General features: G+C 40.0%; 26 protein-coding genes and 2 pseudogenes. 18 read left to right on the top strand and 10 right to left on the bottom strand.

Annotated elements, in window-relative coordinates; genetic code table 11:
* The coding region (locus tag HMPREF0519_RS00820; RefSeq protein ID WP_003633828.1) for an MFS transporter at positions 1 to 723 on the top strand (723 nt) is incomplete at its 5' end.
* Between the two features lie 95 nt (positions 724 to 818).
* Here HMPREF0519_RS00820 and HMPREF0519_RS00815 read toward each other — a convergent pair.
* Positions 819 to 1,709, bottom strand: coding sequence for a 3-hydroxyacyl-CoA dehydrogenase (locus HMPREF0519_RS00815; RefSeq protein ID WP_003550852.1), 891 nt, complete (start codon positions 1,707 to 1,709; stop codon positions 819 to 821).
* A 233-nt stretch (positions 1,710 to 1,942) separates the two neighbouring features.
* On the opposite strand from HMPREF0519_RS00815, the gene HMPREF0519_RS00810 reads away from it, so the two are divergent.
* From HMPREF0519_RS00810 to gap, 11 genes and pseudogenes are all read left to right on the top strand, one after another.
* Positions 1,943 to 2,317 carry a GntR family transcriptional regulator gene (locus HMPREF0519_RS00810; protein WP_003550850.1) on the top strand — a complete coding sequence of 125 codons (375 nt, stop codon included), beginning with the start codon at positions 1,943 to 1,945 and terminating at the stop codon, positions 2,315 to 2,317.
* Positions 2,314 to 3,027, top strand: coding sequence for an ABC transporter ATP-binding protein (locus tag HMPREF0519_RS00805; RefSeq protein ID WP_003556548.1), 714 nt, complete (start codon positions 2,314 to 2,316; stop codon positions 3,025 to 3,027). Before HMPREF0519_RS00810 ends, HMPREF0519_RS00805 begins: the two co-directional genes overlap by 4 nt.
* Positions 3,020 to 3,808, top strand: coding sequence for a hypothetical protein (locus HMPREF0519_RS00800; RefSeq protein ID WP_003550847.1), 789 nt, complete (start codon positions 3,020 to 3,022; stop codon positions 3,806 to 3,808). Before HMPREF0519_RS00805 ends, HMPREF0519_RS00800 begins: the two co-directional genes overlap by 8 nt.
* Positions 3,809 to 4,013: 205 nt before the next feature.
* A complete protein-coding gene (locus tag HMPREF0519_RS00795) occupies positions 4,014 to 4,811 on the top strand; it encodes an NAD(P)-binding domain-containing protein (RefSeq protein ID WP_003633826.1) in 798 nt (265 codons plus the stop codon).
* 22 nt (positions 4,812 to 4,833) lie between these two features.
* Positions 4,834 to 4,983, top strand: coding sequence for a 50S ribosomal protein L33 (gene rpmG / locus HMPREF0519_RS00790; RefSeq protein ID WP_003550836.1), 150 nt, complete (start codon positions 4,834 to 4,836; stop codon positions 4,981 to 4,983).
* A gap of 13 nt (positions 4,984 to 4,996) precedes the next feature.
* On the top strand, positions 4,997 to 5,266 hold the full coding sequence (rpsN, locus tag HMPREF0519_RS00785; RefSeq protein WP_003633824.1) for a 30S ribosomal protein S14: 270 nt from the start codon (positions 4,997 to 4,999) through the stop codon (positions 5,264 to 5,266).
* Between the two features lie 26 nt (positions 5,267 to 5,292).
* Positions 5,293 to 5,406, top strand: a complete 114-nt coding sequence (locus HMPREF0519_RS13795; RefSeq protein WP_162255376.1) for a putative metal homeostasis protein — start codon at positions 5,293 to 5,295, stop codon at positions 5,404 to 5,406.
* A gap of 143 nt (positions 5,407 to 5,549) precedes the next feature.
* Entirely contained in the window at positions 5,550 to 5,834 is a 285-nt protein-coding gene (locus tag HMPREF0519_RS00780) for a rhodanese-like domain-containing protein (RefSeq protein ID WP_040472593.1), read from the top strand.
* Positions 5,835 to 5,890: 56 nt separating this feature from the next.
* Positions 5,891 to 7,508: pseudogene (locus HMPREF0519_RS00775) on the top strand (FAD-dependent oxidoreductase).
* A gap of 2 nt (positions 7,509 to 7,510) precedes the next feature.
* Entirely contained in the window at positions 7,511 to 7,759 is a 249-nt protein-coding gene (locus HMPREF0519_RS00770) for a metal-sensitive transcriptional regulator (protein ID WP_003556533.1), read from the top strand.
* A 236-nt stretch (positions 7,760 to 7,995) separates the two neighbouring features.
* The gene (gene gap, locus HMPREF0519_RS00765; protein ID WP_003633817.1) at positions 7,996 to 9,006 is read left to right on the top strand and encodes a type I glyceraldehyde-3-phosphate dehydrogenase; all 1,011 of its coding nucleotides are present in this window, start codon (positions 7,996 to 7,998) and stop codon (positions 9,004 to 9,006) included.
* Between the two features lie 217 nt (positions 9,007 to 9,223).
* Here the strand turns inward: gap and HMPREF0519_RS00760 are convergent, their stop codons facing one another.
* From HMPREF0519_RS00760 to HMPREF0519_RS00750, 3 genes and pseudogenes are all read right to left on the bottom strand, one after another.
* Positions 9,224 to 9,967, bottom strand: a complete 744-nt coding sequence (locus HMPREF0519_RS00760; RefSeq protein WP_225429197.1) for an ABC transporter permease — start codon at positions 9,965 to 9,967, stop codon at positions 9,224 to 9,226.
* Positions 9,968 to 9,999: 32 nt separating this feature from the next.
* Positions 10,000 to 10,916, bottom strand: a pseudogene (locus HMPREF0519_RS00755) (ABC transporter ATP-binding protein).
* A 104-nt stretch (positions 10,917 to 11,020) separates the two neighbouring features.
* Positions 11,021 to 11,521: a hypothetical protein gene (locus tag HMPREF0519_RS00750; RefSeq protein ID WP_003633809.1), complete on the bottom strand. Its 501-nt coding sequence runs from the start codon at positions 11,519 to 11,521 to the stop codon at positions 11,021 to 11,023.
* 161 nt (positions 11,522 to 11,682) lie between these two features.
* Between HMPREF0519_RS00750 and HMPREF0519_RS00745 the strand changes: the two genes are divergently transcribed.
* From HMPREF0519_RS00745 to HMPREF0519_RS00730, 4 genes are all read left to right on the top strand, one after another.
* Entirely contained in the window at positions 11,683 to 12,159 is a 477-nt protein-coding gene (locus HMPREF0519_RS00745) for an HIT family protein (RefSeq protein WP_040472672.1), read from the top strand.
* 25 nt (positions 12,160 to 12,184) lie between these two features.
* On the top strand, positions 12,185 to 12,847 hold the full coding sequence (locus HMPREF0519_RS00740; protein WP_003556519.1) for a CPBP family intramembrane glutamic endopeptidase: 663 nt from the start codon (positions 12,185 to 12,187) through the stop codon (positions 12,845 to 12,847).
* A 32-nt stretch (positions 12,848 to 12,879) separates the two neighbouring features.
* A complete protein-coding gene (locus HMPREF0519_RS00735) occupies positions 12,880 to 13,704 on the top strand; it encodes a helix-turn-helix transcriptional regulator (protein WP_003633804.1) in 825 nt (274 codons plus the stop codon).
* 75 nt (positions 13,705 to 13,779) lie between these two features.
* Positions 13,780 to 14,199: a hypothetical protein gene (locus tag HMPREF0519_RS00730; RefSeq protein ID WP_003633803.1), complete on the top strand. Its 420-nt coding sequence runs from the start codon at positions 13,780 to 13,782 to the stop codon at positions 14,197 to 14,199.
* Positions 14,200 to 14,244: 45 nt separating this feature from the next.
* Here HMPREF0519_RS00730 and HMPREF0519_RS00725 read toward each other — a convergent pair whose 3' ends face one another.
* On the bottom strand, positions 14,245 to 14,880 hold the full coding sequence (locus tag HMPREF0519_RS00725) for a winged helix-turn-helix domain-containing protein (protein ID WP_003633800.1): 636 nt from the start codon (positions 14,878 to 14,880) through the stop codon (positions 14,245 to 14,247).
* Positions 14,881 to 15,029: 149 nt separating this feature from the next.
* On the opposite strand from HMPREF0519_RS00725, the gene HMPREF0519_RS00720 reads away from it, so the two are divergent.
* Positions 15,030 to 16,355, top strand: a complete 1,326-nt coding sequence (locus HMPREF0519_RS00720) for an MFS transporter (protein ID WP_003633798.1) — start codon at positions 15,030 to 15,032, stop codon at positions 16,353 to 16,355.
* Positions 16,356 to 16,642: 287 nt separating this feature from the next.
* Here the strand turns inward: HMPREF0519_RS00720 and HMPREF0519_RS00715 are convergent, their stop codons facing one another.
* The 5 genes from HMPREF0519_RS00715 to HMPREF0519_RS00690 all read right to left on the bottom strand — a co-directional run bounded on the left by HMPREF0519_RS00715 (position 16,643) and on the right by HMPREF0519_RS00690 (position 22,329).
* On the bottom strand, positions 16,643 to 17,455 hold the full coding sequence (locus HMPREF0519_RS00715) for a hypothetical protein (RefSeq protein ID WP_003633796.1): 813 nt from the start codon (positions 17,453 to 17,455) through the stop codon (positions 16,643 to 16,645).
* A 144-nt stretch (positions 17,456 to 17,599) separates the two neighbouring features.
* Complete coding sequence (locus HMPREF0519_RS00710) at positions 17,600 to 18,784, bottom strand: CPBP family intramembrane glutamic endopeptidase (protein WP_003633793.1); 1,185 nt, start codon at positions 18,782 to 18,784, stop codon at positions 17,600 to 17,602.
* A 319-nt stretch (positions 18,785 to 19,103) separates the two neighbouring features.
* Entirely contained in the window at positions 19,104 to 19,301 is a 198-nt protein-coding gene (locus HMPREF0519_RS00705; protein WP_003550808.1) for a hypothetical protein, read from the bottom strand.
* 158 nt (positions 19,302 to 19,459) lie between these two features.
* Positions 19,460 to 20,290, bottom strand: a complete 831-nt coding sequence (locus HMPREF0519_RS00700; RefSeq protein WP_003633791.1) for a C40 family peptidase — start codon at positions 20,288 to 20,290, stop codon at positions 19,460 to 19,462.
* Positions 20,291 to 20,706: 416 nt separating this feature from the next.
* Complete coding sequence (locus HMPREF0519_RS00690; RefSeq protein ID WP_003633786.1) at positions 20,707 to 22,329, bottom strand: malolactic enzyme; 1,623 nt, start codon at positions 22,327 to 22,329, stop codon at positions 20,707 to 20,709.
* Positions 22,330 to 22,462: 133 nt separating this feature from the next.
* Here HMPREF0519_RS00690 and HMPREF0519_RS00685 point away from each other — a divergent pair, with 133 nt between their 5' ends.
* Positions 22,463 to 23,341: a LysR family transcriptional regulator gene (locus HMPREF0519_RS00685; protein ID WP_003633783.1), complete on the top strand. Its 879-nt coding sequence runs from the start codon at positions 22,463 to 22,465 to the stop codon at positions 23,339 to 23,341.
* Positions 23,342 to 23,521 lie beyond the last annotated feature (180 nt).

Below are 23,521 nucleotides of genomic sequence, written 5' to 3'. Positions count from 1 at the left end.
ATGGGTGATCCTCATGGTTTGATTAATTGTCTATGGTACTTTGCTGTGACGATTATCACTTTTGGCCTGTTTGGCTGGCGTTCCAAATACAGTCATAAAGCCCTTTTTAAATTGTCTGTTTTCAAGCACCCATCTTTTATTTACAGTTTCCTGCCATACATTCTGCTTCAAGCTTCAAATATCGGTATTAACTTTCTATTACCCAACTACGTGCAAGTTGTTGACGGTGCCAGCGCCTTTATCGGTGGCCTTGTGTTATTGCCTGGGAGTATTTTAAATGGATTGGGACAGCCGATTTATGGCTGGATGTTGGATCGCTATGGTGGCAAATTACCATCATATCTGGGTAATGCGTTGTTCTTTATTACAGCGCTCGGGTTTACCGTGTTGGGTCGTCATTTAACGATCATCGCTATTATCCTATTATATTTGGTGTTTGCGATGGGACGGTCAATGGCATTTGGAAATAGTATGACCTATGGACTGAAGATTCTCAGTGCTGATGTGAGGAATGACGCGAATGCGGTTTACAGCACCGGCCAACAGGTTGCAGGATCAATCGGGACGACTGTGATGGCGGTTTTAATGAGTTCAATCACGGTTCCTCATTTAACAAATGCACAAAACGTTGCGGTCGGCAGTCAGATTGCCTTTGGTCTGATTCTATTAGTGGGAACCGTTAACTTTTGGTTCTTTACGAAATTATTTAAACTTAAAGCATAAAAAACGGGATACAAGACAAAATAATCTTTTGCCTTGTGTCCCTTTAGTTTAAGTTAACTATTATTTTGAAATCTGATCTTTTAAAAATAGTTTTATTAGCCCTTCAAAAAGTCTTTTTGCTTAAATTCGGGATTTGGATATTTATAGAAGCCTTCACCGGACTCCTGTCCAAGCTTTCCCTCATCTAATAATTCCTTTAACTTATCAAGAATTGGCTGAAGTCCCGGATTGTCAGGTAAGCTGGCCGCTGTAATGTTATAAGCGGTTCTGATCCCAACGGCATCTAAGATTCCAAATGGCCCGAATGGTGCACCTGTTGCGACAATCCAGGTTCTGTCGATAGTATGTGGATCGGCAACACCGTTAATCCAGAGTTTCTCTGCGGCATCAAGAAATGGAATTAACAATGAATTCAGGATGTATCCCGGTTGTTCCTTCTTCAATTGAATCGGCACCATGCCGATATCTCTTGCATATTGAACAATTTCATTGTAGATTGCCGGATCAGTTTCGGGAGAACCCATAATTTCAGCAGTATTGTTTAACCAAACCTGATTTGAAAAGTGCATATTTAAAAATTGCTTAGGCCGGCCTGTGTCAGCTGCGAACATGCTTGGGACCAGTGTTGATGAATTACTTGCAAAAATCGTTTTAGCAGGGGCAAGTGTGCTGATCTTTTTGTAAAAGTCATGCTTGATATCCGGACGTTCCGGGACGGCTTCAATGACCAGATCAGCATCTGAAACGGCTTGTGCCAAATCATCCGTATATTTTAGCCGACTGATACCGGCGTTGAATTCTTCATCACTTGCTGCAATATCACGATGATAAGCATGACGTAAATTCTTAATCCGATCCTTTGCCTTATTAACGGCTTCCTGATTAATATCATAAACGGTCACATCAAAACCCTTAAAAGCGCTTTGAAATGCAATCTGACTTCCTAAAACACCGCTGCCTGCAACGGTCACTTTTTTGATAGCCATGATAAATCCCCCTTATAACACTGTAAACGGTTCCAACGATCATCACCTTAAATATATCAGAAGCCTTGTGAAAATCAATGAAAATGCCTTTTGAATGATGAAATAATGACTTCACAAGATTACTATCTGTTGAAGAACAGACGCAAAAATAATTAGTTAACACATTTTGCTAGACTTTTAGTGTAAATATGCTATAGTGTAATAGACGAATATAACACTAGTGAGGTGGTACAATGAATTTCGATGATAAGATTCCAATCTATTACCAGATTAAGGAATATATTTACAGGCAAATTATTACCGGCAAGCTTGAACCTGGTGAGAAAATCCCGGCAGTTCGGCAGTTAGCAGTTGACCTAACCGTTAACGTTAACACAATCCAACGGGCCTTAAGCGAGTTGGTTACGGAAAAAATGATCGAATCAAAACGTGGGAGAGGGAACTTTGTCACTGAAGATATTAATAAGGTAAAAGAGTTGAAGGGTAAATTGATTATGGAACAACTTAAACAAATGTATGATAGTTTACGAAAATTAAATGTGAGTGATCAAGAGATCTTGGATTATGTGAGTCAATATATAAATAAACAGGAGCGTGATCAAAAATGACAAATTCAATTGAAATTAAAAATTTGAACTATCGAAAAAATATGAAACCGATTCTATCGAACGTTAATTTAACGATAGCGTCTGGAAAAATAGTTGGCCTGTTAGGTGAAAACGGTGCCGGCAAAACGACGCTTATGCGGTTAATTGCAGGAGTTGCCAAAGGGTACCAGGGGCAGATTAGCGTTGTAGATGAAAGTAAGATAGCAGCTAAAAAAGCGATTGTTAGTTTTAGTGAACAATTGTCCGGTTTTAATCAAAATATGAAAATCGAGCGAATCGTTCGTTTTTATGAGGATGTTTATCCCGACTTTTCAGAAGATAAGTATAATCAAATGGCCGGATTTCTACAAATTAACGAAGACCAAAAGTTATCACAATTATCAAAAGGCATGCGTGAAAAGTTGATTATTGGGCTTGCATTATCCAGACGGGCAAAAGTTTACTTGCTGGATGAGCCCTTCGGTGGGATTGACAGTATGTCCCGAAAGAAGATTATTAATAGTATTATTCGCTGGAAACCCGATAATGCGACAATCCTGATAAGTGATCACTATGTCTCTGAAATTGCCAGTGTTCTGGATGAAATTGTCATCATTAAAGACAAAACGGTTTTCGCTCAAAAGAGTACTGAAGAAATCCGTGAAAAATTTGGTGAAGGAATCGAAGAATACTACGAAAAAGTTTATGAAGGGACTGAATTACATGACTAGTTTTGGAGCATTAACAAACGCGCTTACGCGACGAAAGATACAAGTGATCAACCATCTTCTGGTACTCGATATTATTGCAATTTTACTAACTATCTTATACGCGGTTTATCAAGGAGATTTGAGTGCGGCTGATCCACTGATATATACGATGTCTTACTCGTTAGTTGTCTTCTTTGTTGCATTCATTCTGATAGCACGACATAACGAGCGAATCTTCGTCAACGATTCATATCGTCTGGTGCCAACTAGTGACACCGGCTTATATTCCGCAAACCTACTTTCAGCATTTATCAGTATGATTTATCTGGGCGTTACGCAAATTATTTTCAGCATGATTGCAGCGGCGATGAACTTTCAACAAGTGATGACAACGCTTGGTCAGGCATTTGAACATTCCTCTCCTACACCGGGATCAATGAATAGTAGAAGTGAGATTATCGGTGCATTAATTGGCCTGGTAATTCTGATGATTGTGTCTACAATTTTTGCATGGGCTTCCATCAGTTTGATTCATTTGACAACAAGTGCATTAACCGCTTTTCTGCCTGATAGTCGTTCACGTCTGTATCGATTCATTCTTTATGTGGTTGTTATTGCTGCGATTTTGTACATCTTGGGAAAGATTGTTAATCCAATCGGTGATATATTCTATGGCATGGTGAACGATAATTCTTATTATCAAATATATCTTAGTTCATTGGCATTATTGGTAGTGGCAGGTCTAGAATCTGCAGTTAACGTTTATTTATTAAGAAACTGGGTTGAAACGACAAACTGGTAAGTTTTAACTACTTGAAGAAGATTTGTTAAGGAGGCTGAAAAAGGCTTCTTTTTTTCTTGACAAATTTTCAAATAGTTGTCATAATATTAAATCGTAACAGTTACTATTTAAACCTTGTATGTCAATCGCTAACGTTTATTCTTTTACTGATTAATCAACTTGAATAACTGATACATAGTAATTTGGTCGATTAGCCAAAGATGGTTTGGCCGTCAATCCGGCTATCAAATCAACGACTTATGAATTACGGCTTGTTGGACAGTCGCCACTTGTGACTGATTATGTGTTTGTCGCGATTGGAGACTATGCCTATCCCTATGTACCCAAAATTCCGGGTTTTGCTTATAGAATTCACTATGTTGACATTAAGGATTACAATCATTTTAAATCTGGGAAAGAACAGGTTATCATTGGTGGGAACGAGTCGGCGTTTGATTTAGCCATCAATTTGGCTAAAAAGAATATTGTTAATGATTTATTTTCAACTGAGAGTGCGTTTAACTCCAATGACCCGGACCCCGGCCATCGGTTATCGACCTACACCTATGAGCGTTATATGGCCCACGCAGACCTGATAAACTTGAACGTTGGGAAGTCAGTTTTAGCAATTAAGCATGATCATGATGGCGATGATTATGTCATCTTGTTTAAAGACGGTTCCATTACCAAAACGGAGAATCAACCCATCTTTGCGACTGGTTTTGCTAATATTTTGAGCCCGTTAGCCGAGAAACTGTTTATTAATAAAGATAATAGGCCGGTGCTTGATGAGCATGATGAATCAACGATCTTACCCAACGTTTTTATGCTGGGACCCCAGGTTCAACACGGAGATGCTGACCCGTGCTATGTGTATAAATACCGGCAACGATTTGCGCCGCTTGCCGAAACGGTTTTAAGACGAATCGGGATTGAAATTAATCCGCGAATAACCGTGATGTATCGGAGTGCAGGCATGTATCTTCAAGAATTTGATCATTGCGACGTTAATTGTGACTGTTAATTAAAAAGTGGAGTTGAAAATAATGAGAAAAAATATTGTTTTGGAATGTGTTGAGACCGGTGAACGGATTTATTTGACCAGCAAAAATGTGCGGAATAATCCGGATAGACTGGAATTGAAAAAGTATTCACCAAAATTAAGAAGACGCGCGATTTTTAGAGAGACTAAGTAAAGGAGATTATTTTATGGCAAAAAAATCAAAAGTTGTTAAGTACGAAAAGCAGCAAAAATTAGTTGCTAAATATGCTGACTTACGTCGTGAATTGAAAGCGAAGGGCGATTACGTGGCTTTGGCCAAGTTGCCAAAAGATTCGAACCCGATTAGAATGCGTCGGCGTGACCACATTGACGGCCGTCCCCGTGGCTATATGCGTAAGTTTGACATGTCACGTTTGAATTTTAGAAAATATGCGCACCTCGGCCAAATTCCTGGTGTCCATAAGGCTAGTTGGTAATTGTTTTCTTGAAAGAAGTGACTTAAATGGAAAAACAAGATTTGGCAAGTGCCTATCGTCGTTTAAAGAGTTCAAGTATTAAGATTCGCAAGAGAGCGTTAAAGATTATCAAAGAAGCTAAGCGTCATACTTCTAAATAGTTTTTAAAAATGTCCCCGTCTGTATTTTCGGCGGGGGGCATTTTTGTTATTCACAAGTGACATTAAAGTTGTTATGATAAAGAAGAAATACCCCACGGGGTATAAGAGGAGACGATTAATTATTAGCTGCTAAATTCAAGTCAATTACGACCGATCAATTAAAGGAAAAGCTGATCAATCGGCCAACCATTATTGATGTTCGGGAAGATTTTGAATATCGTGTCGGTCATATTCTTTCAGCAATTAATTTACCATTATCAGGTTTGGCAAATACGATGACTCAAGTTTCCAAGCCACAACCGTGGTACCTGATTTGTCGATCAGGTGCCCGAAGCAAACGGGCAGTGACATTTTTAAGTAAAGCCGGGTACGATGTGATTAATGTTAAAGGTGGCATGAACGCTTGGAATGGACCGATTAAGCGTTAGGGATAAACCAGTTGGTTTTAGAAAACGAGGACCTTTGACTCAGAGGAGGAAATAGCATGCGCGTTGTGATTGTTGGTGGTGTTGCAGGTGGTATGTCGGATTATTGTGTTGGATAAAGGACCTTACGTTTCCTTTGCGAACTGTGCGTTGCCATATTATATGTCTGGAGAGATTAGCCAACGCTCGTCATTAATTGTCGAATCGCCTGACCATCTGAAGGAACGGTTCAATATTGATGTCCGACCAAACACCGAAGTTGTTAAAATTAATCCGGGGCGTCATCAGGTAACTGCTGTCCATGACGGCCAGTCTGAGACGCTTGATTATGATCGGCTGATTTTATCTCCGGGTTCTAAGGCAATTGTTCCTGACATTGTTGGATTAAAGGAAGCGGACAATGTCTTTACCCTGCGCAGTATTCCTGATGTTGACAAAATCATGGCTGAATTGGGTCAGGGGCTTAAAACGGCAGCGGTTATCGGAGCGGGATCTGTTGGCGTTGAAGCTGTTGAAAACCTGACGAAGCGTGGGTTAAAGACGACATTAGTCGAGGCAGGCGACCACATCCTACCCTTTATGGATAACGAAATGGCCGCAATCGTTTCACGTGAAACAACCGAACACGGTGTGGCGTTGAAATTAAATACTAAGGTTAGTAAAATTGCCGATCACCGGCTTGAGTTGGATGATGGTTCAACCCTTCAAGCTGACATTATTATTGTGGCTGCTGGTGTGAAGCCGGATACAAAGCTCGTTTCGGAGGCGGGAATTAAAACTGGTAAGCATGGTGGCATTCTTGTGGACGGTCGTTATCAAACATCGGCTGATGATGTATACGCTGTTGGGGATGCAATTCTCATCAGACAGCAATTAACCGGTGAACTAACCTCAATTCCATTGGCGTCACCCGCTAACAGGCAGGGCAGACAAGTGGCTGATGTGATTATGGGTGAAAATCGGCGTAACCAAGGCGGTATTGGGACTGCAATTGTTCGTTCATTTGATATTGCTGCAGCTGCAACCGGACTGAATACCGAACAGTTAAAGCAGGCCGGCATTCATTATCAGGCAGTTCATATCACCGGTCAGAGTCACGCAGCTTATTATCCGGGGGGCACACCACTTTCATTGAAATTAATGTTTGACCCGAAAAGCGGCAGGCTTTATGGCGCTCAGGCCGTGGGTAAAGCAAGTGCTGACAAGCGAATTGATGTCTTATCGGTAGCGATTAAGCATCGAATGACCGTTTTTGATTTACCAGAATTTGAATTAAGCTATGCACCACCATTCGGTTCGGCGAAGGATCCGGTTAATATGATTGGATATGCGGCAGAGAATTTGGTAGAAGGACTGTCCGAGAATATTCAATTCGACGAGGTTGATGATGCGGTTAAGGCCGGTGCTTACCTGGTCGATGTTCGAAATCCAGAAGAACTGGATCGGGATGGTCGTTTACCAAATGCAGTAAACATTCCATTGGATGATTTGAGAAATCGTTTAAATGACTTGCCGAAAGATCGTCAAATTATTGTCAGCTGCCGAAGTGGACAAAGAAGTTATATTGCCGAACGAATTTTAAAAAACGATGGCTTTAAGGTCAAAAACCTGGATGGCGCATTTCTAATATACAGTGCGGCTTATCCGCAACGAATCCAGCACACAGGAGGACATTAGAAATGGCATGTGATCCAAAAATTGCCAACCGACTTAAACGGGCAGAAGGCCAAATCAGAGGAATCCTGAAAATGATGGACGATGATAAATCCTGCCGTGAAATCATGCCTCAATTAATGGCAGTGCGTTCTAGTGTTGATAAGGTTATGGGACTGGTTGTTGCCGAAAACCTGCGCCGTTGCTTAGATGAAGACGGCACGCAACATGATGAGAAGCTTGAAGAAGCTTTGAAGATGATTAGCAAGCTTTAGAGTAGGTGACAGTGCGGATCAGATAGTAGGTTCATGGTTGTTCCATAATAGGCAAAAAAGATCAGAATTAACACTTAAAGCGCCCTCAATACGACTGTCGATTATTTATTGAAATCAAGGCATCATTTGCCAAACCAAATCATTGCTAAGTGTCCAAAATTCGAATAGGCTGAGGTGAGATCGGACTATAAAAATTTATGTATTTCGTTTACTAATTATTATAGGAGGCAGTTACATTGGTTAAAATTGGGATTAATGGTTTTGGTCGAATTGGCCGGTTAGCACTTCGTCGTATTTTGGAAATTAAAGATCCTGACATTGAAGTTACAGCGATTAATGATTTAACCACTCCCTCAATGCTTGCCTATTTGTTTAAATATGACTCAACTCACGGCACCGCACCGTATGATGTTAGTTCAACCGATCATTCAATCATTATTAATGGTCATGAATTTCACGTATACGCAGAACGTGATGCCTCAAAGATTCCCTGGATAAAAAATGACGGTGTTCAATTGGTACTTGAGTGTACCGGTTTCTACACATCAAAAGAGAAATCACAAGCTCACTTGGATGCCGGTGTTAAGAAGGTTTTGATTTCAGCACCAGCTGGTCCAATGAAGACGGTTGTTTATGGTGTTAATCAAGATATTCTTAACGCGAATGACCAAATTATCTCTGCCGGTTCCTGCACAACCAATGCGTTGGCACCAATGGCCTACACGTTGAACAAGGAATTTGGCATTGAAGTCGGCACGATGACGGTTATTCATGCCTTTACCAGTTCGCAGATGATTCTTGACGGGCCTAAGGGTAAGAAGTTCCGTCCAAACCGTACCGCTTCAGCGAATACAATTCCTCATTCAACAGGTGCCGCTAAAGCAATCGGCTTGGTTATTCCGGAACTTGACGGTCATTTGAATGGTCATGCGCAACGAGTTGCCGTTGTGGATGGATCTGTATGCGAATTGGTTTCTGTTTTAAAGACGAAAGGCGTTACAGCTGACAAGATTAACAGTGCTATTAAGCCATATACCAAAGATAACCCGGCATTTGGTTGGAATGAAGACGAAATTGTTTCATCCGATATTATTGGTGATACACATGGTGGTGTCTTTGATCCGACACAAACTGAGGTTACTACAAATGGCGACTTCCAGGTTGTTAAGACCGCAACTTGGTTTGACAATGAATACGGTTTTGTTTCCAATATGATCAGAACCGCTAAGTCGTTTGGTGATAAATAATTAAGGTGTTTATCCTTTAAAAAATAAGATTTATCTGGATTGGGGCAAAAGCAATTTTGTTCCAATTTTTTTGACCTTTTTTGGATAGCAACACTATCTATAATTTATTCAATGCTTGAGCACAAAAAATACAATCTCAATTGCAGTCTTAAAGGGATGACTGTAACTGAAATTGCATTTTGCCGGGACTTAGAATTGACTATCATTTTTAAATGGTTTAAACATTTCGTCTTCGAAAGAATAGTAACCCAATACACAGAAAGAAGAGTGTGTAAACGAGACTGCCAAAGAATAATTGATTATCAGACAAGAGCGTTAATGTATGCCGAGTCGGATCTACGATTTGATTTGAGTAATTCAAGAAATTGAACGGATTCCATTTGAACCAGTGATACTTATCAATTAATTTGAACATTAGCGTGCTGATAATGTTAAACGTGAAAAACATGACAGTGCCCACTGTAACGGCTGTTGTTGAGGTTCTGAAAAGTGTTGCAAATAAGAACACGATGCTTAATATAAACCACAAAGTGATGAAGCTGCTGCCGATTGTGGCCAGCCATTGTTCTAGAAAAGTTAGATGATAAGTGTATGTGCCGGTATCTCCCAGCGAGAATTTATCATTCACGAGCACAATTTTTCCCAATAAAGCAACAACGCCAGTCATGGCATACAAATAGATTGAATAGGCAAGCATGATCAACCACTTGCTTATCAAAATAGTCTCACGGGAATATTGTTGATAAATCAGCTCTTTAATGGTGCCATACTGAAACTCCATTGAAAGTGATGTTGCACAAGCCGCAATCATCACAAACACAACCCACGTCGTTGCGCCAAAGCTGGATGTGAAAAATAACTGTGCGGGAAAAGTCTTGGGATATATTCTGCTCAGGAGGGCAGAGCCAAAAACCAGTCCGGCCAATACGATAGTTACCCAATAAGTACTCTTCTTCCTCAGTAACTTAAATCCTTCCTGCTATAGGAGTGTTTTCATTTTTGTCCCTCCGTTTCAAGTTGATCTTCGTTTAACAACTTTAAAACCGACTCTTCCAAGCCGCCATCTTGATGTTGAATATCCAAAACGGTTATTTTTTGATGATCAAGGGCTTTAGGAATTGGCTCCAGGTTAACTTTAGCCGCCACATGGATTTTTAATTCAGAATCGCTGACTAAGTGATAGCCGGCTTGTGTTAATACTTTTCGGGCTAAAGGATCATTGCTTGTTGACAATATCAGGTAATGATCACTGGCTGCCAGTAAATCTTTCATCGTTGTTTCTTGAATGATTCGTCCGTGATCGAGGATTAATAGTTCATCTGCCACTTTTTGTAACTCACTAAGAATATGGCTTGAAATTAAGAAAGTCGTTCCTGATTGGCTTTTGGCCTTAATCAAAAGACGCAGTTCCTTATTTGCTTGAGGATCTAATCCGTTCATCGGCTCATCTAGAATGACCAGCTGGGGGTTCATTGACCATCGCCATGGCAATTCCCATTTTTTTTCATCCCTAATGAATATTTTTTGGCGGGTCTGTCAATATACTTGGTTAGGTGCAACTCTTTAATAGTCTTTTGAATGTGTTGTTTTCGGTCGGGTCCCTTAGCAAATAATGTCAAATGATCCCTACCGCTAATAAATGGATAAATGCTTGGATATTCAATTAAAGCGCCCACTCTTTTCAAGATTTCATGGTGATCAAACGAGCTTAACTGACCGTCAATGGTGATAGTTCCCTGCGCCGAGGTTAATCCCAAAATGGATTTCATCAAAGTTGTTTTTCCGGCACCGTTTGCGCCAACCAAACCGATAACATGGCCCTTTTGACCATTTAAAGATATATCATGTAAAACTTGTTTTGATCCAAAGGACTTATTTAACTTCTGAACCTTCAGTATCGTTTCACTCATAAAAAGGCCTCCCTAATGTTCAACATCAAGCGAAAGCAGCCAACTATCTGTGACGAAAGTTACCTTTCGAAATACTGTCAGAATAACTTAAAGCTTAAATCGTATTAATTTGCATGAACCGCATTTAAATATTGAAACGGATGGTTCAATTTTTGATAATTGGTTTCCGATAACTTATAGTGAACGGCGCGAATAACAGGGATGTTCGTCACCTGCGCGTGCTTGGAATCCGAATAGACGGACATATGAATGGCAACTTTGGGTTTTGCTTGGTAGAAAGTGTAACGATAATTGAGATGGGCTTTGTTAAGATACTTTTTACCAAGGCCGACCTGATCAACATTGGCAGCATCGCCAACAATATCGGAAATATAGATAACATCCCTGCGATTAGTGATTTGGGCAACTTCTTTGCCATTGGCAGTTGAAACCTTAACCCAGTCATATTTTCTAAAAGGATATTGACGGGCTTTTTTCGTGCTGGACATTAATTTGTTTAGAAACTTGGATTGGCTTCCGCTGCATCCTGAAAGAAATGGCACAATTATCAGGGTTAACAATAGTGCTGATAAACCGGCGGATTCTTTATTGATGATATGCTTCATAATAATCCCCTTCTTTTTATACTACTGTACTATTCAACTAATACAGTATAACAAAATACTCGATCATGCAAGGATAACCTATAAAAATGATAGGTAGATTTCTCCTAGACAAATAAAAATGACGCGAGATAATAGGAGGAAATGCATCGAAGGTGAATGGTATGCAGACTTGGCAGCAAAATCGCATTTACTCAGCGATTAATGGTACTAATCCGATGGTAATGGCAAGACTTTCCGGTGGTTTTGCGGTGATGGGCGATACCCAATTTCTGCCCGGATATGCCGTGTTATTACCAAAGCGGGAGGTTACGTCATTAAACGATTTATCACTGTCGGAACGGACCGAGTTTCTTAAGGATATGAGCATTTTGGGTGATGCAGTTCTTCAAGCAACCGGTGCGTTAAGAATTAATGATGATATTTTAGGAAATACGGATCAATTTTTGCATGCCCATGTGTTTCCCAGATATGTCAGTGAACCGCCTGAACGCCTTGGCAAGCCCGTTTGGTTATACAGTCTTGATCACTGGTCAGCACCGCTATATCAATATGATCCGAAAAAACACGGTCGTTTAAGAGCGGAGATTATCAGATATCTCCGCGACCATTTGACTGGAAATGATCATATGCCAAATTAAACTATCAGTATGGGGGACAATTTAAATGCGTAAACAATGGTCACTCAAAACAGTTTATGGAAACTATCTTATTTTTTGGTTGATTTGGCTGGTCGTTCAGGGATACTTAAAGGGCATTCAAACCCAATATACGACGGGGATGGCCAATGATTTGATCAATGTTGTGGTTAAAGCTGTCATATGGATTTCATTGGGGCTGTTTTGGTTTAGTAGAACGCAAAATCAGCTTTGGCTATCAAAAAAGAAACTTTATAATAGCCGTTTTCCGATTGAGTTTTGGCTGGCACTTGTTATTTTTATCGGCTATTTATTCATGTCAATGTGGATCAGACATCATGGCTTTTACATCACAACCCATCCTTTTACCAAAGAGGGTGGCAATTTTCTTAGCGTCACGTTGGCAGCGGGGTTAATTGAAGAACTGGTTTTTCGCGGTTTTTTCTGTAATTTCTTACTTACAAAATACGATATGCTGACAGCTATTATGATTCAGGCACTCCTGTTTCAGGCAATTCATTTTCCGATTTATTGGGCTGAAGGATTGTCGTTGATGGGGTGGGTTGCCAATGTCGCAACCGTGCTACCGTTAGGAATTGTTTTTGGCTGGATTTTCTATCGATCAAGAAACTTGTGGCCAAGTACAATTCTGCATTGTGTCTGGGATACGGCGATTTTTCTGTTTGTATAGGTTGACGGCCACGCTTGGGGGGGGGAATCATAATGACAATTAAACTTGGCGATATTTTAAAGCAAACGCGTCAGGCACAGCACATGACCCAAAAACAATTGGCAGAAGGAATCTGTTCACAATCGATGCTTTCGGCTATTGAGAAGGGACAATATACACCAAATGCCAACTTATTAATTGCACTTTGTAGGCGATTGAAGATCAGTTTGGACGATATTAGCTTATCCAGTAATTTTTCTATTGGGCGGAAACGCGACTTTAATCAAAAATTGGATCGATTATGTAATCAACATCAGTATCAAAAATTGTTTGACTTTTTGCAGAAGCCATCCGTTCTTGATGCAATTGAAACCAATGGGCAGACGCAGGCATACTATTACTATCTTGGGGTTTCCAAGTGGCACCTCCAGCAAGGCCTTCAGGATGTTGCGGCAGATTTTCAACTATCGCTGGCGAGTGCGCAGCCAACCCATTTGTCGGTACTAACACGCCTTGGGATGATGTCTTTGGCAATGGTAAGGACACAGTTGGGACAGCTGCGATCATCCGAAAAGTTACTTGCTCAAGCTGTTTCTGATATTGAAACGGCAGAGTATGAAGAAAATTTAAATATTGTTTTCTATTTGGCAGGATTGATTTGTTTTGAGTCAGAACATTATGCCAAGACAGCCAACTGGGTGTTGAGGGGCATTGACTTCGCTACCGGTCACGATTCACATTATATGTTAGCGAATCTGTATTATTTGTTGGCAAGAACGGCTGAAGTTGAAGTACAATTAGATATACATGACGACGCACAGGAGCGTGCCAAGATCTTTACGGAATTGTTTCACGAGAAACCATATGAAAATTTCTGAAATATCAGTATACTGATTTTTGATTGTTGATCGAGATTGGTAAAGTGAAGCTATTAAATAAGAGGAGGCTTCATCATGAATGACAAATTATTTACCAACAGCGTGACAATTAATGCAAAGGCGGCAGCGGCACGACAAATTCTGACAAATCCATCTCAATTATTGAAATGGGTGCCGGAAATCAACGCGGTTGATCAAAGTCGAGATTCCTTTACCATTACCCGATCCCAAGAGGCTTTAAACCAAGTGGAAGTGATTATCGTTGAGTTGACAGATTCAACAATCATCTATCACAGTAGACAGGGGCGTTTGAATTATGACCTTGTGTTCACGTTATTGGAAAGCGATAACCATTTACAAATTCAAGAAGAGTTAATTATCGACGACTCAGAAACCAAATTGCCGCTCAAGTTATTGGCACCGATTTCTAAACACGCACTAAACGTGAATTTAATTAATCTGGGACGTCTAATTGAAGGAATAACAATGGTTTAATTTAGCCAGAGCCAATTAAAAAGGGGACTTGAAGCAATTGTTTGCTTACAAGTCCTCTTCTTTATGCTCTGTTTGTGATTCTTCACTTGGTTCCTGAACCCATTTTTCGATTAAAAGGTGGACATCATGCGTGTCTTGTCCCTTACTCTCTTCTTCGGTATCGTTAATCAATTTAATGATCTTTTGCCAAAGCTTCTTTTCATTTTCCGGTGATAACTTCCACGTACTATGGATTGAACCTGCGTGAATGTTATCAATATCAGGATTTTGGGCATAGTTTTTAATGTCGGTCTGCATGGCGCTCAGAAACTGTTGGGTTTGAAAAAGAATCATCTGAGCGACTTCCTGACTGTGCTTTTCAACCCATTCAGCGGAAATATTAACGCCCTTTTTGGTTAACTCAGGATCTTCCGGACCAAGTTTGGGATCATGGTGCGTCATTGGATAACTGGAGTAGTAGAATTCCTGAAAATTCTTAATATTCTTCTTTTGCGTCACTTCTAACAGCCCTTGGTCCGTCATTTTCTTGACAGTATAGTAGAGCTGATTGGTCGGAATATTAACCCTTTGTGAGATTTCCTTTGACGTTAATCCCTCCTTGCCTTTGGTGGCTTTCAAGATTGCGATGACTTTTTCGTCTGCCATGAGCTTTGCCAATTTGGAAACTGCATTTTTCGCCATTTCTTTCACCTCATAACTATGATAAGCGCTTGACAAAGTTTGTTCAACCGGCTATATTTTATTTGCCTATTAAATTAATTTAGTCGATTAAATAAATTTAATTATTGTTTGCCCCTGCCAAGTTGAAAATAGATTTGAGGTCTTCCTTTATGGTTGAAAATAAAGCAATCATCTTACCTGAAAAAAAGTCTCAATTCGCGCCAATCACGAATCGACAATCAAATCATCAAATTATGAAAGATGTCGCCAGTAATTTTATTAGTTCTCTCAGCGGTGGCATGTTTTCACTTGCCATGGGATTAATGTTATTGCATGATACGCATTCCCCGTTAAGTTTTGGACTGGAAACGGCAATTGTTCCGATTGTCGGGCTGATCTTTTTGATTCCTGTCGGAAACATTGTTGATCAATATCATCATAAAATTATTCTGGTTGTCAGTTTGATTGCACGACTGGTTGGCTTGGTTATTTTTGCGTTGATCTATCCCCTTTTCACCGGGATTTATAAATTGGTTCCGGTTGCTGGTTTTGTTGTTACTAACGCCATTTCAACTAATTTTAATACCACTGCTTATTCGGCTTCAGTTCACGAGCTTGTCAACGATCAGAAGATTCAATTGTTAAGTTCCCTGACGCAAGCGGCTTCAGCACTTTCTTCGGTTTTGTCACCGGCGATTGGTGTGGCTGTATATGCACTGATCGGATTTGAAACTTTTATTGTTGTTGAAATTATCGCAACCTTTGCGGCTTTGATGTTACTGCTTTCAATGCAGTTTCACTACAGTGACGCTGTCAGTTCAGTTAAAAATATTTCCAAGACGCTTGCTTCCCAACTGTCGGGGTTTAAGACGGGGTTACAGTATATTCGGCACCGGCCTTTGATTCGCGATCTTATTTTAGTTGCCATCGTTGTTAATTTCCTGTTTACAGCGATTACAATCGGTCTTCCGTTTGTGATTACGGCCCAGCTTCACGCTGGAAACATGCCGATCGGGTATATTGAAACTGGGTTTTCCGCCGGCATTTTTATCGGGAGTATCATCATGTCGATCATACCGAACAACGTGTATTTTTCATTAAAAATTGTACCGCCGATTATCGTTATGGGAGCTTGCATGGCGTTGTTGGGGCTTCTCTTGGCAACCGTTACCCAGCCGGTTCAACTAACGCTGGCCGGGGCTGTCATTATGTTTGTGGCTGGATCAATGAGTGGCGTGATGAACGTCTCAACTAATATTCGACTGCAAACAACCGTCCCAAGTCATCTTTTGGGAAGAGTAAATTCAACACTCATGACGTCGGTAACGGCAATCATGCCAATTGGCACACTTATCTATACGTTCTTGTTTCAGAGTCAACTCAGTGGTGCGCTTGTGATTGCGGTTAGCGGCGTGATGATGCTTGGTTATGTCATAGGATTTTTGAGATTGATTCTTAAAGATATTCGTGGGGATAAGCAGTTTCAGGGAGAGTGAGAATCCTTTGCCAATAACTGTGAGGGTGCTTGCCTCATCAAATATTTTAAAGGTGGCAGTAGATTAGCTATGAGTCATTCAACTGAATTCAATAGTCAAAACGGAAGCACCACAACTTGGCGAAGGAAGTATTAGTAATCCGGATGGTAATACATCTGCAGATTATGTATATGTAACACTTGTTTTCCATACGAGTCCAGATTATACAAATTGTATTTATTCTGTGCCTAAATCAGTATTTTAGAATAGAAAAAGCACTCATTTTGAGTGCCTTTTTCTGTACATACCTATTTTTCTTTAGCTAACACAACTTGATAATTTAAAGCTACTTGATCATCAATAGTTTTAGCTATTGGAAGCTGTGTAGAAGGTTTACCGATACCAATATTGTCACGAATATATATTCCCAATTCATAATCACCCATTGAAGCTCTTTTTTCAGCATTATAACCAATCGAGTCAAGAGTTTTTTCGAAGACAGCTACCCGTTGAGTTGCCGTTTTTTTAGTCAACCACTGGGATAACACATAAGCGTGATTATAAACACTGCTCTGTACGTCAGTATAGTTACGGCTTATAGAATTAGAACCATAATTATACTGATTCAAGGCGGCTTGAGAAAGCTTTAAACTAACCGAGCTATTTGGAAACAATCTCATTACACCACGTGCCAACTTTTGGGATTGAGCAGTTTTTAAATAGTTAACGTACTGTTGATCCGTTTGAAAGCTGTTTAACGGCTTAACATAATACTTACTAAGATATTTGCCATACACAATCCCCGTTATATTGGTCCCGTTGGAAACTTTATAGTATACCGGTCCCTTGGAAGTATTAGTTCTTGTGAAAGCTGACATTGCATACCAAGTAGTATTTTTATAATTATTTAGATTATGAAGACGTTTAGTATGTTGTAAGTTCCATATATAAGCGTTGTGGGACTTAACCGTTTTTGAATTAATACCATAGGCTATCCAAGAATCGCGATGATAAGTACTCAGTGTTATCAATTTGGCCTGACTGCGAATTGACAATGTCAAGATTCCGATAATTAGAGCAATTAAAGTAATGGACATTGTTTTAATCGATTTATTCAGCATAGTAGATTCCTTTCATATAATTGTCCTAAATCTATTGTACTGAATTAAATAAAAAAATAATAGTTTAAAGGATTTTATCCAAAATTTATCAATATACTGCATATCATTTCAAGGTGGCAGTTTTGGTGCTTATTATAAGGGTTTTTACTCATCGCTTCTAAGTCGACTGAGCGTTTCGCTAAAAGCACGTTGATTATTTTTATTTTTAATAAGCAAAAACGCAACAATCAGTTCAATGATTCTGGTTAGGAGAATGAATTCGATCAGAAACCAAGATGTGTTGCCCGAAAAGGCACCACCATTATTGATTGGAAAACCAATTAGGTCAATCATGCAGTGAATAACCACTGAAATCCATATTGTGCCGGTGTATAGGGCAATAACACTAAACAGGAAACCAATACCAAATGCCGCAAATATTTGTAAGAAAGTTTGTAAAACGCCTTGCTCAGTTAGATTTTGAGCGTGACAAAGTCCGAAAAAGATAGCACTGATCAGACTGGACCAGAAAACTCTGGATTCAATGGAAATTCTTTTTATGGATGCTAACGGCCACAAGAATAAATAACGAAACATAAATTCTTCTTTTAAGCCTGTCCAAATAATGGTAAAAAGAACGATTAGTAATGAGTTCTGAGCCAAGGTAAGGTCAAAATGTGTCAGCAGGCGCATCCAACTACCAGCGGATAATCCCATATTTAAAAGCAACGTGACAACCGCCAGTAAAAGCCACCAGTAGTTGACACTGGTATTGATCTTTAGCCTTGGCAGCCGATAGCCCCAATAAATCATTAAATAAATGGCAATCGTAAAGTTTCCAATAATGAGAATCCAGATAATGGGCGAACCCAAGTTGAGAGAAAAGGGAATCTTTAGATATTGAAAAGCATTTAAGGATGTTGAGAAGAAAACGGTCATCAATAGAATACTACTGGCGATTTGCCAGCCAATTTGTGACTGTGGCATTAGGATAATTTTGATAAATGGCAGCAGCAATACCCCGAATATGGCCAATATGGCCGCGAGGATCCCCCATTTCACATATGTATTTGCGGTCATTATTGAAGAAAAAGACAAACAAATACTGGTGAGTAAGGTTGCTGGAAAAGTGAGGACCAACAGCATTTTTGCCAAATTGTCGATAACTTGTAAATAAGACTTTTTCATGATTGTTTTGGTGGTAATTAAAAGCCCCAAAACAGCTGTTAAAATGCCAAAGACCAGGTTTCCAAATGTTATTGACAATGCGGGTGACAAAATAAAAAAGATAACGGTAATGATACCAATCAGCGAGCATTCCAATTTGAATGCCAGTAAGGATTTGTTCATAGTGACACCTCTTTCGATAATTTATGAGAAGTCAATAAACCGATTAATGATGCTCATTGTGATTCATGAAGGGCACTATTGCAACTAAGTTAAATGATAAGGCTATGTTAATTAATAAAGGGATAGCGGGGTGACCAATAAAAAGAAGATCATTAATTTAAAAAACATAACCGTTAGGCTTACGTATATAATTACTGACAGGTAAAAATGTACCTGTCTTCCCCCTTATTAATGCTCGGTAATAAAAATGGCTGGATCATTATTGATCGCAGCCATTTTCTTATTGCCATAAATTAAAGTTGCCAAGTTAACATTATGCCTATTTTTTATCTGTAGGACGAAAAATAAAAGAACAGCCAAATAAAATGATGGTTAAAACAAATGACCAGCCAAGTAAGCCTTGTGGCCGATTATAACCAATAACCAGGATTGAGTTATGATTAACAATGTCATAACTGAAGATACCGATAAAAATAAGTAAAAAAATTCCAGCCATTACTAATAATACTTTTCTCATGTTGATCGATACTTTCCCTCCAACAGGTTTACACTCAGTTTAATTCAAGACTGAAATGAATGAAAACAAAAAGGATTGAGAGAGTCATGCGAAATTGGTGAATGACTTTTCGAAAGGACAAATCATTTTAGTATTCTTGATGTTTGCGACGTTAACAGTTAATTAACAATTCGTCTAACCGTTCCGTTTGTTTCCTTTCGCCAGCTGGGCGCATTAAGTGAGGTAATGCCGACCCCACCGGTATCTGATTGACCATGGTCATGCAAGAATAAATGATCACCTAAATAAATGGCAACGTGTGAGTTGACCTGTCCTTTTGCATTTGTGAAGAAGAACAAATCGCCACGTTTCATGTGATTAAAACTAACGGGCTTGCCCATTGTAACAAGCGTGAAAGTTGTCACGCTATCCAGATTTCCGAGCGTGATACCGGCCTTGCCGTAGCAATATCTGACAAAGGATGAGCAGTCAAAGCGATGGTGACGGATATCGGTTAAATTTCGTCCGCCACCGTAGTCGTATTTAGAATGGCCTACGAGTTTTAAACCGGCGCTAATGGCTGTTTCAACCGGTTTGTTATGTCCTTTGAGTGCATTTAAATCGCGAAATTGAGTTTGCTGTGCGCTGATCCAGTAGGTATGTTTACCTTGCTTGAACTTGATATAACCGGCACGCTGATTGTAATTCAAATCAGCTCTTACGCTACCCTTAATATGATTTTGGAGATGGTTGGAACCGGCTGTCCCCAAGTATTGGGCTCCTTTGGTTCCGGCAGGTGCAGAGTATAGTTTGGCCTTTGGGGTCGAAATAGTTAATTTATATGGAAACCGATATGATTGGTAAATGTGATTTGGCGCCACGGTCTGTTTAACCTCGGTGACAGAAGTTGGTACCTCGTTTGGACTCCAAGTCGCCTTTGCAAAGACCAATCCAATACCGATAAATGCAACAATGCCCACGCTCCAAAAAATAAGTTTGCGATGTTTCATCAAAAATTCCCCCGAATAATTTTCATTGATGTTAGTTGTAACACGTTAAATGGGGTTAAGAGATTGATTTGGATGGATCTTATTTGTTCTTTAGAAAAGATTAATAGATATATATTAATCTTTTCTAATTAAATTGGATTTTGATGAGCGTCTTTTATAAAATATTGCTTTTCACGACAAATTTAAGTGATCGTCTTACTATGGCTACTCAGAAAAAGTTAGGGAAGTTTCTGGGCTCGTTTATTGATTTTGGTAATCTGACTGAATATGTCATGTTAATTCTATTAATAGGAATCATTGGTTTGGGTCTACTTATTTTTAAACTAATTTCGAATTTTTAAGATTTGGATTGTAAGTTATATGGCCAAAAACTCCCAGCAGTTCGATTGCTGGGAGTTTCCTTCTATTCTGTTAAATTAATACTGAGGTTCCCATTTGGTGGCTTCGATTGCTTTCACAACTGACTTAATGGGCTGTTGATTTAATTTTTGATCGACGGCACTTTGCGCAACGGCTTCAGCGACTGTTTCCGAAAACTCATATAATTTTGAGACTGGTGGTAATACGGCAGCCCCAGGTTTCTTGACGTCAACGATACCTCCGAGTGAGTGGGCGGCTGCCGAAATCATCTTATCATTGAGGACGCTGGCAGTACTGGCAATCGCACCTAAACCAAGTCCGGGATAAATCAAAGCATTGTTGGCTTGACCAATTTCGTATGAAACACCCTGGTAGTCAACGTTTTTTGAGGGGATTCCGGTGGCAACCAAAGCCTTCCCATCGGTCCATTTGATTAAATCGTCCGCATGGGCTTCAATTAGTTTAGTCGGATTTGAAATTGGGAAGATAATCGGTCGTTCGGTATGAGCTGCCATTTCTTTTACAATGTCTTCGGTAAACGCGCCGGCTTGAGTTGATGTGCCAACCATGATTGTCGGGTGGACAGCTTTAACGATACTGAGCAGATCGGTTAAGTCATCGGCATTGTTGAATTCGCTTCGTGAGCGGGCAAAGGGTTTCTGCTCCGGTGTTAGGTCAGGCGTATCATCGAATAGGAGCCCTTGCTTGTCAACCATGTAGAAGTGCTTACGAGCTTCTTGCGGACTCAATCCGAGGTTAACCATTTCTTCAAATATTCGTTGGGTAATACCGGCACCGGCTGTTCCGGCACCAAAGCACAAGTATCGTTGATCAATTAGTTTTTGTTTGGAAATATTCAACGCACCCAGAATTCCGGCCAACACAATAATGCCGGTTCCTTGAATATCATCGTTGAAAACCAAGTTATTATCTTTGAAACGATTCAAAATGTCAGCCGCATTGTCGCGACCAAAATCTTCGAAATGAAGGTAAACGTGTGGGAAGTTGTTTTCAACGGCTTTAACAAATCTATTAACAAAGGCATCGTATTTAACGCCCTGAATGCGGGGGTGTTGATTGCCCAAATACATTGGGTCATGGAGAAGCTGTTGATTATTTGTGCCGACATCGAGGACGACCGGTAATACCTGCCGGGGATCAATTCCGGCGGCCGCCGTGTAAACCATTAATTTACCAACGGCAATATCAACACCTTGTGTGCCCCAGTCGCCAATGCCCAGGATACCTTCACCATCGGTCACGACCAGAAGGCGGATATTTCGGCCAGCCGCGGCATTCTTAAGACTTTCTTCGATTGTATCCGGATCATCAATGGAAAGAAAAGCCGCGTTTTGAGGTTGAACAAACAGGTGACTGTAGTTTTCGACGGTTGTGGCGATGGTTGGATCGTAAACAATCGGCATGAATTCGGCGACGTGTTGGCTGAATACTTTGTAGAAAAGAACTCGATTTTCGTTAAAGATGCTCATTAGAAAAATCCGTTTTTCAAGGCTGGATGATTTCTCTTGGTATTGCGCGTAAACTTGAGCTACCTGTTGGTTCAGTGTTTGAATCCTTGGCGGCAGCATGCCCGTTAGTCCAAGTTGTTGACGTTCTTCCTTTGTAAAAGCGGTTCCTTTGTTTTTAAATGGATCGTTTAAAATAGTTTGAGTAGACATTTAATCACTGACTTCCTTTTTAATATTATTGCCGTCAGTGTATGCTTTGATTTTAACTATAGTCAAATACAGTGGATTCGATTATGATTATTTATAGTAGCGAACAAAACTGCTTTTAAATGGGGGATACATAGTGAATATTAGAGAGGCAGCATATTATGTTTCACTATCTGAAGAAAAAAGTTTTTCGAACGTGGCTAAAAAGTACCGTGTGAGCCAGCCGACGGTTTCAGCAGCGATTAAACGGTTGGAGGATGAATTTGGCAGTCAATTATTGGTGCGGGGTAACCCTCATCGGACCATTGCGCTGACACATACTGGTGAGCAACTGCTGGGACATGCCCAGGAGATCCTGTATCATTATCAGCTGGCAAAAACGGAAATCAAAAATAGTGAAAAAAGACGCTTGGTTGTGGGGATGCCGCCAATTATTGAAACAAATTATTTTCCAAAAATTGCCCAGCGCTTGTCTCCAGAAGATCTAACAAGTATTCAAACGGTTGAAGAAGGGTCTATCTCAACGATGAATGATTTGAAGAACGGGACGCTTGATATATCATTTTTAGGCTACATTGATCAAATTACCGATCAAATGATTGACGTTCATCAAATTGATCAACAATCTTTTTCGATTTTGGTGGCAATTAACAGTCAATTGGCGAAGCAACAGCGCGTGAACTTTGCTGATTTGAAAAATCAAAACTTCATTTTGTTTAAGGACAGTTTCGTTCATGACCGTGTCTTTCGCCAGCTGTCAAACACCAACCATGTACGGCCGAAAGTCATTTTTCGAACCAACGCTGCCCAGAGTATTGTGAATATGGTTGCTCAGGGAATTGGCATTGGCTTTTTAACCAACGCCATTAAAATTAAGAATCCAAACATTGTTCGACTGCGGCTTGATGATCCGTTGCAACCGATGTTTAAGATCGGATTGGCTCTGCGGCGGGGAATGGTCTTTAGTGAGGCCCAGGAGAAGATTGTAGCCATCTTGAAGAGTACTGCTAAATGAGTTTGATGGTCTTCATTATTGTATCAATAAGTAAATTATGGACAGTGTGATTGTTTTGAATAAGCATTAGAGTAGGAGGTATTCAGTGACTGATAAATTCGCAAGGGGTATCAGCAAACATGCTATCATTACAGTATGGATGATATTTATGATTGGTGTTAGTATCAATACAATTATTCA

The sequence above is a fragment of the Lentilactobacillus hilgardii DSM 20176 = ATCC 8290 genome, from assembly GCF_000159315.1.
Lineage (GTDB): Bacteria > Bacillota > Bacilli > Lactobacillales > Lactobacillaceae > Lentilactobacillus > Lentilactobacillus hilgardii.
This window is presented reverse-complemented; position numbering and strand designations above follow the sequence as displayed.

Coding starts and splice junctions, on each gene's coding strand:
- HMPREF0519_RS00815 (WP_003550852.1), bottom strand. CDS start 1,709: ATGGCTATCAAAAAAGTGACCGTTGCAGGCAGCGGTGTTTTAGGAAGT.
- HMPREF0519_RS00810 (WP_003550850.1), top strand. CDS start 1,943: ATGAATTTCGATGATAAGATTCCAATCTATTACCAGATTAAGGAATAT.
- HMPREF0519_RS00805 (WP_003556548.1), top strand. CDS start 2,314: ATGACAAATTCAATTGAAATTAAAAATTTGAACTATCGAAAAAATATG.
- HMPREF0519_RS00800 (WP_003550847.1), top strand. CDS start 3,020: ATGACTAGTTTTGGAGCATTAACAAACGCGCTTACGCGACGAAAGATA.
- rpmG (WP_003550836.1), top strand. CDS start 4,834: ATGAGAAAAAATATTGTTTTGGAATGTGTTGAGACCGGTGAACGGATT.
- rpsN (WP_003633824.1), top strand. CDS start 4,997: ATGGCAAAAAAATCAAAAGTTGTTAAGTACGAAAAGCAGCAAAAATTA.
- HMPREF0519_RS13795 (WP_162255376.1), top strand. CDS start 5,293: ATGGAAAAACAAGATTTGGCAAGTGCCTATCGTCGTTTAAAGAGTTCA.
- HMPREF0519_RS00770 (WP_003556533.1), top strand. CDS start 7,511: ATGGCATGTGATCCAAAAATTGCCAACCGACTTAAACGGGCAGAAGGC.
- HMPREF0519_RS00750 (WP_003633809.1), bottom strand. CDS start 11,521: ATGAAGCATATCATCAATAAAGAATCCGCCGGTTTATCAGCACTATTG.
- HMPREF0519_RS00745 (WP_040472672.1), top strand. CDS start 11,683: ATGCAGACTTGGCAGCAAAATCGCATTTACTCAGCGATTAATGGTACT.
- HMPREF0519_RS00740 (WP_003556519.1), top strand. CDS start 12,185: ATGCGTAAACAATGGTCACTCAAAACAGTTTATGGAAACTATCTTATT.
- HMPREF0519_RS00735 (WP_003633804.1), top strand. CDS start 12,880: ATGACAATTAAACTTGGCGATATTTTAAAGCAAACGCGTCAGGCACAG.
- HMPREF0519_RS00730 (WP_003633803.1), top strand. CDS start 13,780: ATGAATGACAAATTATTTACCAACAGCGTGACAATTAATGCAAAGGCG.
- HMPREF0519_RS00725 (WP_003633800.1), bottom strand. CDS start 14,880: ATGGCGAAAAATGCAGTTTCCAAATTGGCAAAGCTCATGGCAGACGAA.
- HMPREF0519_RS00720 (WP_003633798.1), top strand. CDS start 15,030: ATGGTTGAAAATAAAGCAATCATCTTACCTGAAAAAAAGTCTCAATTC.
- HMPREF0519_RS00715 (WP_003633796.1), bottom strand. CDS start 17,455: ATGCTGAATAAATCGATTAAAACAATGTCCATTACTTTAATTGCTCTA.
- HMPREF0519_RS00710 (WP_003633793.1), bottom strand. CDS start 18,784: ATGAACAAATCCTTACTGGCATTCAAATTGGAATGCTCGCTGATTGGT.
- HMPREF0519_RS00705 (WP_003550808.1), bottom strand. CDS start 19,301: ATGAGAAAAGTATTATTAGTAATGGCTGGAATTTTTTTACTTATTTTT.
- HMPREF0519_RS00700 (WP_003633791.1), bottom strand. CDS start 20,290: ATGAAACATCGCAAACTTATTTTTTGGAGCGTGGGCATTGTTGCATTT.
- HMPREF0519_RS00690 (WP_003633786.1), bottom strand. CDS start 22,329: ATGTCTACTCAAACTATTTTAAACGATCCATTTAAAAACAAAGGAACC.